Genomic DNA, 15,666 nt, shown 5'->3' on the forward strand with positions numbered 1-15,666 from the left:
CCTTTAGGCCGGCTTGCCCAGGGTTTCCCAGCGCTCCAGCGCTTCCATCAAGGCCTCGTCAATCGCGGCGTTGCGCTCACTCAGGGCAATCGCACGCGCGTTATCGCTGGCGTAGAGGCTGCCGTCGGCCAAAGCTTCGGTGATGTCCTTTTGCTCGGCTTCCAGCGCGGCAATCTGGTCGGGCAGGGCGTCGAGCTCGCGCTGCTCTTTGAAGCTGAGCTTTTTGGCCTTGGTGGGGGCCGGTGCCACAGGGGCAGTGGCATTCACCTTGGCGCTGGCTTGCTCCTGTTTTTGTAGCTGCTCGCGCTCGTAGTTAAAGGGCTTAGCCGTGGTTTTACCAAGAGCAGCATTGATTTCGTTGGCACGCTTGGTCTGGATCAGCCAGTCGCTCACGCCGCCTTCGTACTCGCGCCACCTCGCATCACCCTCGTAGGCAATGGTGCTGGTGACCACGTTGTCGAGGAAGGTCCGGTCGTGACTGACCAAAAACACCGTGCCGTCGTAGCTTTGCAGCAGGTCTTCTAGCAGTTCCAGGGTGTCGATGTCCAGGTCGTTGGTCGGCTCGTCCAGCACCAGCACGTTGGCGGGGCGGGCAAACAGGCGGGCCAGCAGCAAGCGGTTGCGCTCACCACCACTCAAGGAGCGCACCGGCGAGGTAGCACGCGCGGGGGAGAACAAAAAGTCGCCCAGGTAGCTTTTGCGGTGCTTCTTCTGGTTGCCGATTTCAATCCACTCTGAGCCGGGGCTGATGAAGTCTTCCAGCGTGGCGTCCATGTCCAGCGCGTTGCGCATCTGGTCGAAGTACGCCACGGTCACGTTCGAGCCCAGGCGCACCGTGCCCCAGGGGCTGTGGCCCGGCTCGGGTTTGGGCGCGTTGGCGGGCGCCGGGTCGGGCTGGTGCTCGCCCAAGATGAGCTTGAGCAGCGTGGTTTTGCCCGCGCCGTTGGGGCCCAGGAGGCCGATTTTGTCGCCGCGCAGAATGGTGGCGGTGAAGTCGCGCACGATCTGGCGCTCTTGCTCGGTGCCCACGCCAAAGGTCTTGCTCACATGCACCATCTCGGAGACCAGCTTGCCGCTCTTGTCGCCGCTGTTCACGTCCATGTTCACGCTGCCCACGACGTCGCGGCGGGCTTCACGGTTGGCGCGCAGTTCGCCAAGGCGGTTGATCCGCGCGGTGGCGCGGGTGCGGCGGGCTTCTACGCCCTTGCGGATCCACACCTCTTCTTGCGCCAGCAGCTTGTCGGCCTTGGCGTTGATGATGGCTTCTTGCGCCAACTGCTCTTCTTTTTGCAGCAGGTAGGCGGCAAAGTTTCCGGGGTAGCTCATCAGCTTGCCGCGGTCGAGTTCCACGATACGGGTCGCCACATTGTCGAGGAACGAGCGGTCGTGGGTGATGGTGATGATGGAGCCCTTGAATTCCTTGAGCAGGCCTTCGAGCCACTCAATCGAGTCCAGGTCCAGGTGGTTGGTCGGCTCGTCGAGCAGCAACACGTCGGGCTGGGCCACCAGTGCCTGGGCCAGGGCCACGCGCTTCTTGGTCCCGCCGGAGAGGGTGTTGACCACCGCATCGGGGTTCAGGTGCAGGCGCTGCAGCGTCTCATTCACGCGCTGCTCCCAGTTCCAACCGTCCAGGGTTTCGATCTCACTTTGCATGGCGTCAAGGTCGCCCTCGCCCGCGCAATACAGCTCAATCAGGCCGATCACCCTCTCCAAGCCTGCGCGTACAGCTACAAAAATTGTAGCGTCTGCGTCGAGCACGGGCTCTTGCGCCACGTAGGCGATGCGGGTGCCGCCCTGCACTTGCAGGGTGCCGTCGTCGGGCTTTTCCATGCCGCCCAGAATTTTGAGCATGGAGGATTTGCCGGCGCCGTTGCGGCCGATCAGGCCGACGCGCTCCTGCGTTTCAAGGGAAAAATCAGCGTGGTCGAGGAGGGGGACGTGCCCGAATGCCAGCTGGGCGTCAAGAAGGGTAATAAGTGCCATGTGGCGGCGATTATCCCAGCACCGGCAAAAGCCCCGCAGACCGGCGTCCGGCCGCGGTGGGCAGGGCAAGTCAAATCACCCGGTTACGCCCGCGCTGCTTGGCAAGGTAGAGGGCTTTGTCGGCTTCGTTGTACAGGTAGTCGAAGGTCCGCCCCTCTTCGGCGGTGGCGCTGGTCAAGCCGATGCTGGCGGTGACCTGAATGCGGGTGCCTTGCCATTCAATATGGCTGACTTCCAGTCGCTGCCGGATTTTTTCTGCAATCCGGCGTCCCGCGTCTGCGGAGGTGTGGGGCAAGAGCACGATGAACTCCTCTCCGCCCAGTCGACCCACCAAGTCGGTGCTCCGCACGGATTGCACCATGGTCTGGGACACGTGGCGCAACACCGCGTCGCCGGCCGGATGGCCCCAGGTGTCGTTGATGCGCTTGAAGTGGTCCAGGTCCAACAATAGGATCGTGGTGGCGCTGCCCTGGCGTTGTGCGCGCTTGAGTTCATTGGTACTCAGTTCCACAAACGTGTTGCGGTTGAAGAGGCCGGTCAAGCCGTCCTGGCGGGTCAGGCGCTCCAGCTCGCGCTGCTTGACCATGAGTTCGCTGTGGGCCTTGTCCAGTTGCTGTTTTTGGTAGGCGATGGTGCTGAACTTGCGCCACAGCAGCACCGATATGCACCAGGCAATGATGCAGACCGCCAGCGCATTGATACGGTTGTGCAGCAGCCAATCTGCGTTGTGCTGGGTGTGACGCAGTAGCAGGGCAAGGGCAATCCAAGCGCCGCCATACAGCACCGCTGCGACCTGGGGGCGCATAAACACGGCCAGCGCGGTGACCGTGCAAGTAATGAAGAAGGGGGTGATATTGGGCGTGACCGACTGGTCGATGACCACAATGGCAACCGAGAACCCGATCCCGATCGTGAGGGTGAAAATCGGCAGCCACCGTCCGGGCCACGAGCGGTAGCGATGCTCCAGAGCCCGCGCCGCTAGCCCGCAAAGAAACAACGATATCCCCATGGCGACATGCACCAGACACTGCCAAAGTTTCCAGCGGTAGGTAGAGTCCGCGTCGGGCGCAGTGAGCGCCAACCAAAGAAAAATCAGGGCAAAAACACCGTTCATGCCGGCGACGACAGGTGCGAACAGGCGGGTGTTGTGCAAATTGTTCGCGTGAACCTGATCCAGTACCAGGCTGTACTCGGAGTTCCAACGCTCTAAGGTGCGTCGCAGATCGCGGACGGGAGTGGTATTCATGCGGATTCGTCCCACTGTAGCAGAGCGCAAGCCTTGCGGTGGCACGGTGCGCAGGGGCGGTGATCGGGCAGAATGGGTCTATGCCCATCACCATCCAACCCCGTGCCCATGATCTGGGCGGTGGCTTCACCGTGCGTCGCGTGTTGCCGGCTGTGCAGCGCCAGGCCATAGGCCCGTTTGTGTTTTTTGACCACTTCGGCCCGGTGACGGCCCACCCCGGTGACAACCACGACGTGCGCCCGCATCCGCACATCGGGCTGGCCACGGTGACCTACCTCCTGGAGGGCGCCATGATGCACCGCGATTCCACCGGGGTGGTGCAGCGCATCGAGCCCGGCGCTATCAACTGGATGACGGCAGGCCGCGGCATCGTGCACTCGGAACGCACCCCTGACGACCTGCGGGATGTGAACCGCAACAGCCACGGCTTTCAGCTGTGGGCGGCCTTGCCGGCCGAGCATGAAGAGGACGCACCTTCGTTCGCCCACACCCCGGCCAGCGCGATTCCGGCGGTGGAGTTGCCCGGGGCGCGGGTGCGCGTGTTGGTGGGCCAAGCCTATGGCGCGATGTCGCCGGTGCTCACCCTGTCGCCTACTTTGTATCTCGCCATCGACCTCGAGGCCGGAGCCTCTCTGACCTTGCCTGCAGCTGCGATAGAGCGGGGTGTTTACAGCGTGGATGCGGGTGTGACGATTGACGGCAGGCTGCTGCCGGCTGGCCAGATGCAGGTGCTGGACGAAGGTGTCGAGCCGGTCGTCCACGCCGCACAAGCTACGCGCCTGATGGTGATCGGTGGCACGCCGCTGGGGCACCGCTTCATGGTGTGGAACTTTGTGTCGAGTCGCAAGGAGCGCATTGTCCAGGCGCAAAACGATTGGGAGGCTCAGCGTTTCCCTGCGGTACCCGGCGAAACAGAGTTCATCCCATTGCCGGTGCGGCGTCCTTGAGCCGGGCGCTGTCGTTCGCAGCGCGGCGCAAGGCCTTGGTGGCAATGTCGAGCGAGCGCAGGCGCAGCGCCGGATCGTAAATATCGCAAACCAGCATCAACTCGTCGGCGTGTGTGGCATCGGCCATCGCCAGCAGGCCCTGCTGCACCGTCCCGGGTCCGCCGATCACCGCCTCCCCCAGAAAATCGTGGATGGCTGCGCGGGCGTCCGGCGGGCACTGCTGCAGGAACTGCGGCACCGGTGACGACAAGGCTTTGCGTTGCCCGGTCAAGATACCCAGCACCCGTTGGTAGATGCTGCTGGCGAGCAACTCCGCCTCGTCGTCCGTTTCCGCTGCGACCAGCGGCACGCCGACCATGACATGGGGCTTGGCGAGCGTAGCCGAGGGTTTGAACAGACTGCGGTACATCGCGATCGCTTGGTGCAGGTACCGTGGGGCAAAGTGTGATGCAAAGGCGTAGGGCAAGCCCATGTGCGCCGCGAGTTGGGCCGAGTACAGGCTGGAGCCCAGCAGCCAGATGGGCACCTGCGTGCCTGCGCCGGGCATGGCAACGAGTTTTTGGCCGGGCTGGAGTGGGCCGAGCAGGGTCTGGAGTTCGGCTACATCGCGGGGAAAGTCGTCTTCGTGCTCTACCTTGTTGCGGCGCAGCGCGCGCATGGTGGCTTGGTCGGTGCCGGGAGCGCGCCCCAAACCCAGGTCAATGCGGCCTGGATACAGCTCTGCCAAAGTGCCAAAGGCTTCTGCCACCACCAGTGGCGCATGGTTGGGCAACATGATGCCGCCCGAGCCCACCCGGATACGCCGGGTCCCACCGGCTATGTGACCCACTAGGACCGCGGTGGCTGAGCTCGCGATGCCCGGCATGTTGTGATGCTCCGCCAGCCAATAGCGCTCGAACCCCAAGGCCTCCGCATGCTGTGCGGTTTGCAAGGCAATTCCCAGAGCTTGGCCCACCGTGCCGCCCTCGCGGACGGCGACCAGGTCGAGCATAGAGAGGCGGGGGAGCGTGTGAGAAGTCATGGCGGGATTGTGGCGAAAGCCTGAAGTCCTGGGTCAGAGTAGTCCAATGGAGCTATTGTTGCAGTGCAATAAATCAGAGAAACTTCGTCCCATTCATACACATAGGGGGTGATCCGTGATCCTGAACATTCTTAAAAAGACAGCTGCAGCTGTGATGTTGATGGCGTCCGCTGTCGCCGCCCAAGCTGCGACTTTCAGCGTCGGGCCTTTGAGTACCAGTTACGCTAACACTGTGGACTTCGCGGGCTCTTTCGAAGACACCTATACGTTCACCCTGCCCGGGAGTTTCTCAGGTGTAGCCGGCTCTTATATTGGTTTTGACTTCGCCGGCACAGGTCTGGCAACCAGCTTTAGTTTTGGTTCAGGCGCATCAAGCACGCCCACCGTGTCTCTTCCACTGAACGGTACTTTGAGCGGCGTGGATGTGGCTTCGTATTCCACAACGCTGCCCTTGACCCCAGGCGCAAGCTACTGGTTCAAGCTGAGCGGTACCGGCGACTTAGGCTCTTACACAGTGACTCTGGCTCCCGTGCCAGAACCTGAAACCTACGCTTTGTTGTTGGCTGGCTTGGGTTTGATGGGTGTAATTGCCCGTCGCCGCCAATCTAAATAATCGGGAGCCAGTCATGAAAAAAGTTCTTCAGTCAATCGGTATCGCAGTTATCGCAGCATCGGCAATGACTGCCCAGGCAGCCAGCACGACTGCCACCTTCAATGAAGTGAGCAGTGGTGCATTCACCGAGTCGTTCGTAGTGACTCCCGACGCTGCAAACACCATGGTGGTTCGTGTTACCGGCATGGCGAGTCAGTTCTCTGCCTTGTCCTTCTCCTTGTGGGATGGTTCTACATCGGTCGTCAGCGCTACGGCTTCCGTGGTTGGTGGAAACTACATTGCTTTGTTCAGCGACGTAAAGAACACGACCATTTCTCTGGTGGGCGGCAAGGCTTATACCTTGAAGGTGACCGGGGTCAGTACCCCTGCCCCCAACTCGCTGGGTACAGTTTCCGCTTTCAACGGTACTGTGACAGCCGTTCCTGAGCCAGAGAGCTACGCCATGCTCTTGGCCGGCTTGGGCTTGATGGGAGTCGTGGCCAAACGACGTAGCCGCTCTACTGCTGCTTGAGCGATTGACGCGTTCAAATCAAGGCCTGCGTTAGCGGGCCTTTTTTTTGCCGGTGAGTGATCCGAATGGACTATTGGTGCGCTGCAGCATAGGGTTAATACTAGTGGCGTCACACATCTTTCCGGAGGTTTTATGAAACTCAAGTCTTTGGTCCTCGTCGCCGTCACCGCCGCTCCGGCATGGGCTGTGCATGCTGCAGGCACTGAGTTGTTGACGGCCGCAGCGGCCAGTGGAAGTTCGTCTGCGCTTTGCCTGGTCGGTGTGGGTTTGATGGCCACCATTGCACGCCGCCGATCCAAATAATCCCAGCTGGCCTGAGTAGGCCGGGATGTAAAAAAAGGGCTTGTCCAATGACAAGCCCTTTTTTCTTGGCCGGTAGTTTCTGAGGAGCCTCTCACCTCAGGGCGGGCCTTAGCGGACCCGCCCGCCCCACGCAAACTCAGCGACTGCTTGGGAAGCTGAACACTGCTCCCTCGCGCACGCCAGCCGAAGGCCAGCGCTGCGTGATGGTTTTGCGCTTGGTATAGAAGCGCACGGCATCGGGGCCGTAGGCATGCAGGTCGCCAAACAGGCTGCGCTTCCAGCCGCCGAACGAGTGGTAGGCCACGGGCACGGGCAATGGCACGTTGACACCCACCATGCCGACCAGAATGTTGTCGGTGAAGTAGCGGGCCGCTTCGCCGTCGCGCGTAAAGATGCAAGTGCCGTTGCCGTACTCGTGGGCGTCGATCATGTCCATGGCCTCTTGCAAGGTCTTGACGCGCACCACGCCCAGCACGGGGCCGAAGATTTCTTCCTGGTAAATCACCATGCCGGGTTTCACGTTGTCAAACAGGCAGGGGCCGAGGTAGTAGCCGTCTTCATGGCCAGCGACTTTCAGGCCACGGCCGTCCACCACCAGCGTGGCGCCTTCTTTCACGCCCTGGTCCACATAGCCCTTCACCTTCTCAAAGTGCGGCTTGGTGACCAGCGGGCCCATGTCCATGCCCGGTGTGGTACCGGGGCCCACTTTCATTTTGGTAATTTCGGCCTTCAGGCCTTCAATCACAGCGTCCGCGGTTGCATCACCTACTGCGACCACCAGCGGGATGGCCATGCAGCGCTCGCCGCAGGAACCGTAAGCGGCACCCATCAGGGCGCTCACGGCGTTGGCTACATCCGCATCGGGCATGACCACCGCGTGATTCTTCGCGCCGCCCAAAGCTTGCACACGTTTGCCGTGGGCGCAGCCGGTGGCGTAGATGTACTCGGCAATCGGGGTAGAGCCGACAAAGCTCACGGCCTTCACGCGCGGGTCGGTTAGCAGGGTGTCCACGGCTTCCTTGTCGCCGTTGACCACGTTGAGCACGCCGGGTGGCAGGCCGGCTTCCAGCGCCAGCTCGGCAATGCGCAGGGTGGAGCTGGGGTCGCGCTCGGAAGGCTTCAGGATGAAGGTGTTGCCACAGGCCACGGCCATAGGCCACATCCACAGCGGCACCATGGCGGGGAAGTTGAAGGGGGTAATGCCGGCAGTCACGCCCAGCGCCTGGAACTCGCTCCAGCTGTCGATGGCGGGGCCCACGTTTTTGCTGTGCTCACCCTTGAGCAGCTCGGGCGCATAACTGGCGTACTCCACGTTTTCAATGCCGCGTTGCAGCTCGCCCAGCGCATCAGAGAGCACCTTGCCGTGTTCGGCGGTGATCAGGGCGCAGAGTTCGTCGGCATGCTTTTCCAGCAAGACTTTGAGGTTGCTCATGACGCGGGCGCGCTTGAGCGGCGGCGTGTTGCGCCAAGCCGGGAAGGCCGCTTGCGCGTTGGCAATGGCGTCTTCCACCGTGGCCTTGGGGGCTAGCAGCACCCGCTTCTCGGCTTTGCCGGTGGCAGGGTTGAAGACGTCCTGCGCGCGGTCGCCGGTGGAAATGATCTTGCCGCCGATAAGGTGGCCGACTGTAGGGAGTTGGGACATGGAAGGAATTAAGTATCAAAAGTGCCGTTAGCGCTTATGGAGTGTGCGCCAGCAGCTATAAAAACAATAGTGTTGAGAGTGGCTCAGTCAGACTGCTGCCGTATCACGCCGTCTCGTTAATGGCCTCACCCAAGGCGTTGACCAGGCTGTCGATTTCGGCCTCGGTGGTGATGAAGGGCGGGGCCAGCGCAATGCAGTCACCGGCATAGCGCACATAAAAGCCCTTGTCCAGGCAGCGCATGGCGACCTCGTAGGGCCGCTTGGCGGGCTCGCCGGGCACCGCTGCCAGCGTCAAGCCAGCGGCCAGACCCAGGTTGCGGATGTCGGTGATGTGCTTGGCACCGCGCAGGCTGTGCACGGCCTTCTCAAAGTAGGGGGCCAGCGCGTTCACGCGCTCGATCATGTTTTCCTTCACCAGCACGTCCAGCGCGGCAATGCCGGCGGCGCAGGCCACGGGGTGTGCCGAGTAGGTGTAGCCGTGGGGGAATTCGAGCATGTAGTCCGGGCCACCGGCCGCCATGAAGGTGTCGTAAATCTCTTTCTTGGCAACCGTCACGCCCAAGGGCTGTGCGCCGTTGGTGATTTGCTTGGCCGCGTTCAGGATGTCCGGCACCACGCCGAAATAGCCTGCGCCGGTGTAGGCACCTAGGCGCCCGAAACCGGTGATCACTTCATCAAAAATCAGCAGGATGTTGTTCTGCGTGCAGATCTCGCGAAGGCGCTGCAGGTAGCCCACGGGCGGCACCACAATGCCGGCCGAGCCGGACATGGGCTCCACGATCACAGCGGCAATATTGCTCGCGTCATGCAGCGCAATCAGGCGCAACAGCTCGTCAGCCATGTCGCCACCCTTGTCGGGCAGGCCTTTGCTGAAGGCATTGCTGGCCAGTTGGGTGTGGGCCAAGTGGTCGGCTTCAATGCTTTGGCCGAAGGTCTTGCGGTTAGCGGGCAAGCCACCCACGGCGATGCCCCCGAAGTTCACGCCGTGGTAACCCTTCTCGCGGCCGATGAAGCGGGTCTTGCTGCCCATGCCTTTGGCGCGCCAGTAAGCGCGGGCCATCTTGAGCGCAGTGTCGGCCGACTCGGAGCCGGAGCCGGTGTAGAACACGTGGTCCAGTCCTTGGGGCATGAGCTCCACAATCTTGTTGGCCAGTTCAAACGACAGCGGGTGGCCGAACTGAAAGGCGGGCGAAAAGTCTAGGGTGCCAATCTGTTTGCTCACCGCCTCGGTAATCTCGCGGCGGCCGTGGCCCAGGCCCGCGCACCACAGGCCCGAGAGGCCGTCAAAAATCTTTTTGCCGTTGGAGTCGGTGAAGTAAGCGCCTTGGGCACTCACCATCATGCGCGGGTTGGCTTTGAAATCGCGGTTGCCGGTAAAGGCCATCCAGTGCGACTCCATCCATTCTCGGGACATGGGGAAGGGCGATGTGCTGGTTACAGCTTCACCCGTGGCGGGGGCGCTGGTGTCGTTGAGCTTCATGAAGAACTCCAGTGGGTGAGGTGGGTGAGCCTTACAGGGCGATGGTGCATTGTGGGTGGCTCTGTTACTCTTATAAAGTCACAAATAGCACTATTTACTTGCCAACTTATGAAAGCAAAAGCTAAGGCCGTTCTCGGCCAGATAAGTGACATGGACCTGCGCCTGCTGCGCGTTTTCAAGGCGGTGGTGGATTGCGGGGGTATGGCCGCGGCTGAGCTGGAGCTCAACATCGGCACCTCGACCGTGAGCCGTCATGTCAAAGACTTGGAAACCCGCCTGGGCCTGACCTTGTGCCGGCGCGGGCGAGCCGGTTTTGCGCTGACCGCCGAGGGCGAAAAAATCTACGCTCAGACTACCCAACTGCTGGCCGCGACTGACGCGTTTCGCAGCAGCGTGGACGAAATCCACCAACGCATGGGCGGGCAGTTGCAGGTGGCAGTGTTCGACAAAACCGCCAGCAACCCGGCCAGCCACATTGCCGAAGCCATCGCACACTTTCACGCAGAAGCGCCTGATGTGGCTCTGAACCTGCATGTGGCGACCCTCACCGCCATAGAGCGGGGCGTGTTGGACGGGCAATTCCACGTAGGCGTTATTCCCGGGCACCGGGCCTCCGACGTGTTGGACTACACGCCGCTGTTTGACGAGCACATGCTGCTCTACTGCGGCACCCGCCATGCGCTGTGGAACGCCGATCAGAGCGCCCTGAACTGGGACACCTTGCCCCGCCACGAGTTTGCGGGGCTGGGCTACCACTCGCCCAACATGGAGCTGAGCCAGCGCATGCGCCTGCCGCGCCGGGCCACGGGGTTTGACCAGGAGTCGATTGCCACGCTGATCTTGTCTGGCCAGTTTCTGGGGTTTCTGCCCGACCACTATGCCGAGAGCTTTGTACGCCGTGGGCTGATGCAAGCCGTGAGGCCGGACTTGCTGAGCTACGCCTGCCAGTTCTTCGCCATCACCCGCAAGTCACCCCAGCCGAGCCGGGCGACGCTGGCATTTCAGGCTTGCTTGGTGCGGGCGCATTTGGCGTGAGTGCCGCTTTTGTTGTTCGCCCGCGTGAGGCGGGGGTGCACGCCTACGCTCGTGTCCCCCGGCCGCGGTGCGGCCGGGGGACACGGAGCAGAGCGCCTACCCCGCCAGCTCCCCCCAGACACGGCGATAAACCACCGCCTGAAAGACGGCAACCTAGGCGTGTGCCCCGTAAAACTTGAAGTTTATCTCCGGCTTCTTGCCGTGGATCAGCTCCGCAATCGCCTTGCCCGACCCCGCACCATGCGTCCAACCCAGGGTTCCGTGACCGGCATTGACCCACACGCCGCGCACCGGACTTTGGCCGATGTAGGGAATGTTCGTGGGGGTGGCAGGGCGCAGGCCGGTCCAATAGTTGGGCTCGCCGCCTTGCTCTTCGGTGCGGGTGTCGCACACGCCGGGCAACACCTCTTCAATGCGGCGGGACAACATATGGCAGCGGGCCTTGGCCACGGGCGAATCCAAGCTCAAGTCAAAGCCACCGACCTCAATGGTGCCGGCCACGCGCAAGCAGTCGCCCAGACGGCTGATGGCCACTTTCTTGGCATCGTCGATGGTGGAGACCAGGGGTGCTTGTTCGGGCTTCAGTATCTTGAAGGTAGCGCTGTAGCCCTTGCCGGGGTAAATCGGCAGGTCCACGCCCACGGTGCGCATCAGCGGCGCGGTGTACGAGCCGGTGGCCACGACCACATGGTCGGCTTTGAGTACTTTGTAAGACCCGGGCGCAATTTGGCCCTTAGCCCCCGTAGATAGTGCGCGAACTGCTACTGATTTGATAGCGCCGCCTTCGGTCTCCAGCCGCTCTACGCTGTACTCATACAGAAACTCGGCGCCACGCTCGGCGCAGCGTTTGGCCAGTTCCTGGGTGAAGACGAGACAGTCGCCGGACTCATCGCTGGGCGTGATGGTGCCGCCCACAATCTGGTGGGCAAACTGGCGGTAGGCCGGCTCGATTTTCAAAAATGCTTCTTTGTCGATGACCTGGCGGTTCACACCGTACTTGCGCATGAGTGCGGCGGCGTCTCCGGCGGTGTCGAACGATTGCTGGTCACAGTAATAGTGGGCAATGCCGCGTTCCAGCCGGTTGTATTCAATGCCGGTGCTGGCGACCACGTCTTTGAGTGCGGCGTGGCTGTAGGCACCCAGCGCCACGAGCTGTTGCACATTGCGCTCGAAAGCGGTGTCGTTGCAGTTGGCCAGAAACTTCAGGCCCCAGGTGTATTGGTGCATGCCGGCGCCGAACGGGTTTTGCGGGCGGAACAAGAGCGGAGCCTCTTTGCTGAGCATCCACTTCAGGGCCTTGAGCGGTGCGTCTTTGTTGGCCCAGGGCTCGCAATAGCTCACCGAGATTTGCGCGCCATTAGCGAAACTGGTTTCCAGGGCCGCACCGGCCTGCCGCTCCACCACCGTAACGTCGTGACCGAGTTCCAGCAAATGCCACGCTGTGCAAATGCCGATAGTGCCTGCGCCGAGAACAATAATTTTCATCCGCGAAGTGTCAGGGAAGTAGAAGTCTAGTAAAAGTAAAATTAACTGCTTTGCGAAAACATTAGTTGGATTAATAGAGAAAACCATGCGCACATTTGACTCAGATGCCCTGGAATGCCTGGCCGCCATCGTGGAAGAAGGCGGTTTCGAGCGCGCTGCGGTGCGCCTGTCCATTACCCAATCTGCCGTATCGCAGCGGCTGCGGGCGCTGGAGGCGCAGGTCGGCACCGTGCTGCTGGTGCGCAGCCGACCGGTGAAGGCCACCTCGGCCGGGCGTTTGCTCATCAAGCACGCGGTGCAGATGCGCCTGTTACGGGCCGACTTGGAGACCGACCTCAAAGACCTGGCGCCCAGCACCGGCGCGGTGCGGGAGGACGAGCGCATCTCCATCGCCATCAACGCCGACAGCATTGCCACCTGGGCCCTGCCCGCGCTGGACCCGCTAGTGCAAGCCGGCTTGCCGCTGGAAATCATCACCGACGACCAGGACTTCACCCACGAATGGCTGCGCGAAGGCCAGGTGCTGGGCTGCGTGACCACCCTCAAACAAGCCCTGCGCGGCTGCAAGGTGTTGCCCTTGGGGGCCATGCAATACGTCGTGGTGGCCAGCGCCGACTACGCGGCCGCGCACTGCCAGCAGGGACTCACGCCGCACAACTTCCGCAGCATTCCCTTCGTGGCCTTCAACCGCAAAGACGACTTGCCGACCGACTTTGTCAGCAAAGCACTCAACCTGCGCCGCGTGTCGCTCAGCCAACGCTTTGTGCCCAGCTCGGAGGGGCAGGTGCGCGCCGTGCTGGCCGGTTGGGGCGCGAGCATCGTGCCGGAGTTGCTGGTGCGGGGCTTGCTGGAGAGCGGCCAATTGGTGAACCTGGCGCCCAGCATGAGTTTGCCGGTCAACCTCTATTGGCACTGCTGGAACCTTGACTCGGAAGTCATCGACCGGTTGACCCAAGCCCTGTCGGGTGCGGCCACCCAGCTACTGAACGAAAAAACCAAGTAGTCACAATTTAACCTTGGCATCTACTTTTCGACGGTGTAGGAATAAAATACGGCTATGAACGATCTCTCCGCCCCTCCTGTCGCGCCCGTCAAAGTCTCGTTTAAGAAGCAGATGCTGCAAGCCCGGGAGGACGCCATCATCCGCTCGGTCAACCTGCTGCTGGCTGAAAAAGGCTTTGAAGCCATGACGGTCGACGAGGTGGCGGCCAGTGTGGGCATTGCCAAAGCGAGCCTCTACAAGCACTTTCCCAGCAAAGAAGACTTGGCCGCCGCCGCCATGGCGAACCTCATGGGGCAGGCCCAGGCGTTTCTCGATTCCTTGCCGGACGATATGCCGGCGGTGCACAAGCTGCGCGCGGTGGTGCGATGGACTATGGTGTTGAAGTTGGCCGGTGAAATGCCCTCACTCCCCAGCCAGAACTCCACCCTGCGGGCCACCCTGATGGGTCACAGGGCCTACATGGATGGGCTGATGGACGTGAGTGACCGTGTGGGCAGCTGGATCGAAGCCGCGCAAGCCCAAGGCGTGATCAACCCCGAACTGCCTGCGATTGCAGTGCTCTACACCCTTTACGCCCGCGCGTGCGACCCCGTGCTGGAGTTCTTGCGCATGGGCGGCCAGCACACCGATGCCCAAATCATTGACCTCGTGCTATCGACCTGCTTCGACGGCTTAAACAGCCGCTGAGCGGGCGCGCACATGCCGCCAAAACCAAGTCCACCCCGTATCCGTATTTCGTCCACGCGGTAAAGCCGCGAGGGTAGTCCTTTAGTTGCGACAGTTTCAGGTCGAAAGCTTGGCATAACCCCAACCAAGGACTGAACAATGCGAACGTGGATGTGTATGGCAGGACTCAGCTGGCTGTGTGCCGGCTGCTCGGTATTGGCGGTGGCCGATGCGACGGTCACCACCGCGGCCGTGGTGGTGAAAACCGGCGTGCAGGTCACCGGTGCCCTGGTAGGGGCCGTCTTGCCCAAACGCTGAGGGGTTTAGCGCACCAGCAACACCGGCGTTTTGCAGTGCGCCAGCACTTGGGTAGCTACCGAGCCCATGACCAGATTGCCCAGGGCGCTGTGGCCGTGGGAGCCCATGACCAAGAGGTCAAATTCTCCCTCGTCGGCCAGCTTGCCGATCAGGCTGCCCGCCGGGCCGACCTTCCAGGACACCGCTGCGTCAATGCCGTGGCGTTTTAAAAACTTGGCCGCTACGGACAGGACCTTGTTGGCCTCTTCGGCGTGGTAGGCCTCTACCGTGGCCTTGCCCAAAGCCGCTTTCGCGCGCGGAGGCAAGGGCGTCTGGGCATTGAACACGGTGTACTGGTGGCCGGGGGCCAGAAGCGCCTCGTGGGTGCTCAAGTAGGCGAGCATTTTTTTGCTGTAGGTGCTTCCGTCAACGGCGAGCAAAATTTTCATGGTGTTCTCCTGTAGATGGGTTCAGTGTAAAAACGGCCTGTGCTTGCAAATTTGCGCTAAGTCAAGAAACTGCGGATAGGGAGGCGTGCATGAATATCGTTTTTTCGGCCCGGCGACGGGCGGCTGTGCAGTGGCTGAGCGCAAGCGCTGTCGCGATATGCTGGCCCGCAAGCCCTGCCCGTGCGGGCAGCCGGCCTGCGCTCATGCTGGCGACGGACCATGGCCCGGCTTTTGACAGCAGCGGCGCGATGGTCAGTGAGAAATACGACGGCGTGCGCGCCTACTGGGATGGCGCGCAGCTGCTAACCCGCGGCGGCAACCCGATTGCCGCCCCGGCATGGTTCACTGCCGGTTGGCCCGCCACTCCGCTCGATGGCGAGCTCTGGGCCGGTCGCGGCCGGTTCGCCGCCGCCGTGTCCACGGTGCGCCAGGAAAACCCGGACGATGCGGGCTGGCGCGCTTTACGTTACATGGTGTTCGACCTGCCGGCGCAGGGTGGCCGGTTCGATGCGCGCTACGCTGCCCTGCAAAACACTGTGCAAGCGCTTCAACAGGCGTGGATCGTCGCCGTGCCGCAAAGTCCGGCGCCCTCCGGGGCTGCTTTGCAAACCCTGCTCACCCGGACCAGCCTCGACGGGGCCGAGGGCTTGATGCTCCACCAGAGCAGCGCGGTCTACCAACCCGGCCGCTCGGCCGGCATCGTGAAGCTCAAGCTCTCTCAGGACGCGGAGGCCCGTGTGCTGGCCCATGTGCCGGGGCAGGGCCGCTTGCAGGGTCGCACGGGGGCACTCTGGGTGGAGTGGCAAGGGGGCGAGGGCGGCACCGTTCACCGGTTCAAGCTGGGCAGCGGCTTGACGGATGCGGAGCGCGATAGTCCGCCTGCGGTGGGGAGCTGGGTGACCTTTCGCTTCCGGGGGCACACGGCGCAGGGAGTTCCCCGGTTTGCCACCTACCTGCGCCCGGCCGCCGGGATCGACCTTTAAGA

Annotated in this window: 16 protein-coding genes; 9 read left to right on the plus strand and 7 right to left on the minus strand. The window is 62.2% G+C overall.

The annotated features are described in order from the left end of the window. Positions 1-3: 3 nt before the first annotated feature. A complete protein-coding gene (locus QZW03_RS10565) occupies positions 4-1,983 on the minus strand; it encodes an ATP-binding cassette domain-containing protein (protein WP_296509961.1) in 1,980 nt (659 codons plus the stop codon). Between the two features lie 70 nt (positions 1,984-2,053). After that, entirely contained in the window at positions 2,054-3,229 is a 1,176-nt protein-coding gene (locus tag QZW03_RS10570) for a GGDEF domain-containing protein (protein ID WP_296509962.1), read from the minus strand. 80 nt (positions 3,230-3,309) lie between these two features. Here QZW03_RS10570 and QZW03_RS10575 point away from each other — a divergent pair, with 80 nt between their 5' ends. Continuing rightward, entirely contained in the window at positions 3,310-4,176 is an 867-nt protein-coding gene (locus QZW03_RS10575; protein WP_296509963.1) for a pirin family protein, read from the plus strand. Here the strand turns inward: QZW03_RS10575 and QZW03_RS10580 are convergent. Then, a complete protein-coding gene (locus tag QZW03_RS10580) occupies positions 4,148-5,197 on the minus strand; it encodes an LLM class flavin-dependent oxidoreductase (RefSeq protein ID WP_296509964.1) in 1,050 nt (349 codons plus the stop codon). The genes QZW03_RS10575 and QZW03_RS10580 overlap by 29 nt on opposite strands. 115 nt (positions 5,198-5,312) lie before the next feature. On the opposite strand from QZW03_RS10580, the gene QZW03_RS10585 reads away from it, so the two are divergent. From QZW03_RS10585 to QZW03_RS10595, 3 genes are all read left to right on the plus strand, one after another. Continuing rightward, entirely contained in the window at positions 5,313-5,810 is a 498-nt protein-coding gene (locus QZW03_RS10585; protein ID WP_296509965.1) for an FxDxF family PEP-CTERM protein, read from the plus strand. A 13-nt stretch (positions 5,811-5,823) separates the two neighbouring features. Next, positions 5,824-6,321 carry an FxDxF family PEP-CTERM protein gene (locus tag QZW03_RS10590; protein ID WP_296509966.1) on the plus strand — a complete coding sequence of 166 codons (498 nt, stop codon included), beginning with the start codon at positions 5,824-5,826 and terminating at the stop codon, positions 6,319-6,321. Between the two features lie 132 nt (positions 6,322-6,453). Beyond that, on the plus strand, positions 6,454-6,624 hold the full coding sequence (locus tag QZW03_RS10595; RefSeq protein ID WP_296509967.1) for a hypothetical protein: 171 nt from the start codon (positions 6,454-6,456) through the stop codon (positions 6,622-6,624). 136 nt (positions 6,625-6,760) lie between these two features. Here QZW03_RS10595 and QZW03_RS10600 read toward each other — a convergent pair whose 3' ends face one another. Together QZW03_RS10600 and QZW03_RS10605 are read right to left on the minus strand one after the other, a co-directional pair. After that, on the minus strand, positions 6,761-8,266 hold the full coding sequence (locus QZW03_RS10600; protein WP_296509968.1) for a CoA-acylating methylmalonate-semialdehyde dehydrogenase: 1,506 nt from the start codon (positions 8,264-8,266) through the stop codon (positions 6,761-6,763). A gap of 103 nt (positions 8,267-8,369) precedes the next feature. Continuing rightward, complete coding sequence (locus tag QZW03_RS10605) at positions 8,370-9,680, minus strand: aspartate aminotransferase family protein (protein WP_296510081.1); 1,311 nt, start codon at positions 9,678-9,680, stop codon at positions 8,370-8,372. A gap of 174 nt (positions 9,681-9,854) precedes the next feature. Here QZW03_RS10605 and QZW03_RS10610 point away from each other — a divergent pair, with 174 nt between their 5' ends. Further along, the gene (locus QZW03_RS10610) at positions 9,855-10,781 is read left to right on the plus strand and encodes a LysR family transcriptional regulator (protein ID WP_296509969.1); all 927 of its coding nucleotides are present in this window, start codon (positions 9,855-9,857) and stop codon (positions 10,779-10,781) included. A 153-nt stretch (positions 10,782-10,934) separates the two neighbouring features. Here the strand turns inward: QZW03_RS10610 and QZW03_RS10615 are convergent, their stop codons facing one another. Further along, positions 10,935-12,266, minus strand: coding sequence for a D-amino acid dehydrogenase (locus tag QZW03_RS10615; RefSeq protein WP_296509970.1), 1,332 nt, complete (start codon positions 12,264-12,266; stop codon positions 10,935-10,937). Positions 12,267-12,351: 85 nt separating this feature from the next. Between QZW03_RS10615 and QZW03_RS10620 the strand changes: the two genes are divergently transcribed. From QZW03_RS10620 to QZW03_RS10630, 3 genes are all read left to right on the plus strand, one after another. Next, positions 12,352-13,269, plus strand: coding sequence for a LysR family transcriptional regulator ArgP (locus QZW03_RS10620; protein ID WP_296509971.1), 918 nt, complete (start codon positions 12,352-12,354; stop codon positions 13,267-13,269). Positions 13,270-13,323: 54 nt separating this feature from the next. Next, positions 13,324-13,956, plus strand: a complete 633-nt coding sequence (locus QZW03_RS10625; RefSeq protein WP_296509972.1) for a TetR/AcrR family transcriptional regulator — start codon at positions 13,324-13,326, stop codon at positions 13,954-13,956. 156 nt (positions 13,957-14,112) lie between these two features. Beyond that, entirely contained in the window at positions 14,113-14,253 is a 141-nt protein-coding gene (locus QZW03_RS10630; protein ID WP_296509973.1) for a hypothetical protein, read from the plus strand. A gap of 5 nt (positions 14,254-14,258) precedes the next feature. Here the strand turns inward: QZW03_RS10630 and QZW03_RS10635 are convergent, their stop codons facing one another. Further along, positions 14,259-14,681 (minus strand): universal stress protein, encoded by a 423-nt coding sequence (locus QZW03_RS10635; RefSeq protein ID WP_296509974.1) that lies wholly within the window; start codon positions 14,679-14,681, stop codon positions 14,259-14,261. An 89-nt stretch (positions 14,682-14,770) separates the two neighbouring features. Here QZW03_RS10635 and QZW03_RS10640 point away from each other — a divergent pair, with 89 nt between their 5' ends. Next, a complete protein-coding gene (locus tag QZW03_RS10640; RefSeq protein ID WP_296509975.1) occupies positions 14,771-15,664 on the plus strand; it encodes a DNA ligase in 894 nt (297 codons plus the stop codon). The last annotated feature ends 2 nt before the right edge of the window (positions 15,665-15,666 follow it).

Origin of the sequence: Rhodoferax sp. (assembly GCF_013297935.1) — a bacterium.
Lineage (GTDB): Bacteria > Pseudomonadota > Gammaproteobacteria > Burkholderiales > Burkholderiaceae_C > Allorhodoferax.

Bases quoted from the DNA above. Each gene is read 5' to 3' on its own strand.
- QZW03_RS10565 (WP_296509961.1), bottom strand. From the start codon at position 1,983: ATGGCACTTATTACCCTTCTTGACGCCCAGCTGGCATTCGGGCACGTC.
- QZW03_RS10570 (WP_296509962.1), bottom strand. From the start codon at position 3,229: ATGAATACCACTCCCGTCCGCGATCTGCGACGCACCTTAGAGCGTTGG.
- QZW03_RS10575 (WP_296509963.1), top strand. From the start codon at position 3,310: ATGCCCATCACCATCCAACCCCGTGCCCATGATCTGGGCGGTGGCTTC.
- QZW03_RS10580 (WP_296509964.1), bottom strand. From the start codon at position 5,197: ATGACTTCTCACACGCTCCCCCGCCTCTCTATGCTCGACCTGGTCGCC.
- QZW03_RS10590 (WP_296509966.1), top strand. From the start codon at position 5,824: ATGAAAAAAGTTCTTCAGTCAATCGGTATCGCAGTTATCGCAGCATCG.
- QZW03_RS10595 (WP_296509967.1), top strand. From the start codon at position 6,454: ATGAAACTCAAGTCTTTGGTCCTCGTCGCCGTCACCGCCGCTCCGGCA.
- QZW03_RS10600 (WP_296509968.1), bottom strand. From the start codon at position 8,266: ATGTCCCAACTCCCTACAGTCGGCCACCTTATCGGCGGCAAGATCATT.
- QZW03_RS10605 (WP_296510081.1), bottom strand. From the start codon at position 9,680: ATGTCCCGAGAATGGATGGAGTCGCACTGGATGGCCTTTACCGGCAAC.
- QZW03_RS10610 (WP_296509969.1), top strand. From the start codon at position 9,855: ATGAAAGCAAAAGCTAAGGCCGTTCTCGGCCAGATAAGTGACATGGAC.
- QZW03_RS10615 (WP_296509970.1), bottom strand. From the start codon at position 12,266: ATGAAAATTATTGTTCTCGGCGCAGGCACTATCGGCATTTGCACAGCG.
- QZW03_RS10620 (WP_296509971.1), top strand. From the start codon at position 12,352: ATGCGCACATTTGACTCAGATGCCCTGGAATGCCTGGCCGCCATCGTG.
- QZW03_RS10625 (WP_296509972.1), top strand. From the start codon at position 13,324: ATGAACGATCTCTCCGCCCCTCCTGTCGCGCCCGTCAAAGTCTCGTTT.
- QZW03_RS10630 (WP_296509973.1), top strand. From the start codon at position 14,113: ATGGCAGGACTCAGCTGGCTGTGTGCCGGCTGCTCGGTATTGGCGGTG.
- QZW03_RS10635 (WP_296509974.1), bottom strand. From the start codon at position 14,681: ATGAAAATTTTGCTCGCCGTTGACGGAAGCACCTACAGCAAAAAAATG.
- QZW03_RS10640 (WP_296509975.1), top strand. From the start codon at position 14,771: ATGAATATCGTTTTTTCGGCCCGGCGACGGGCGGCTGTGCAGTGGCTG.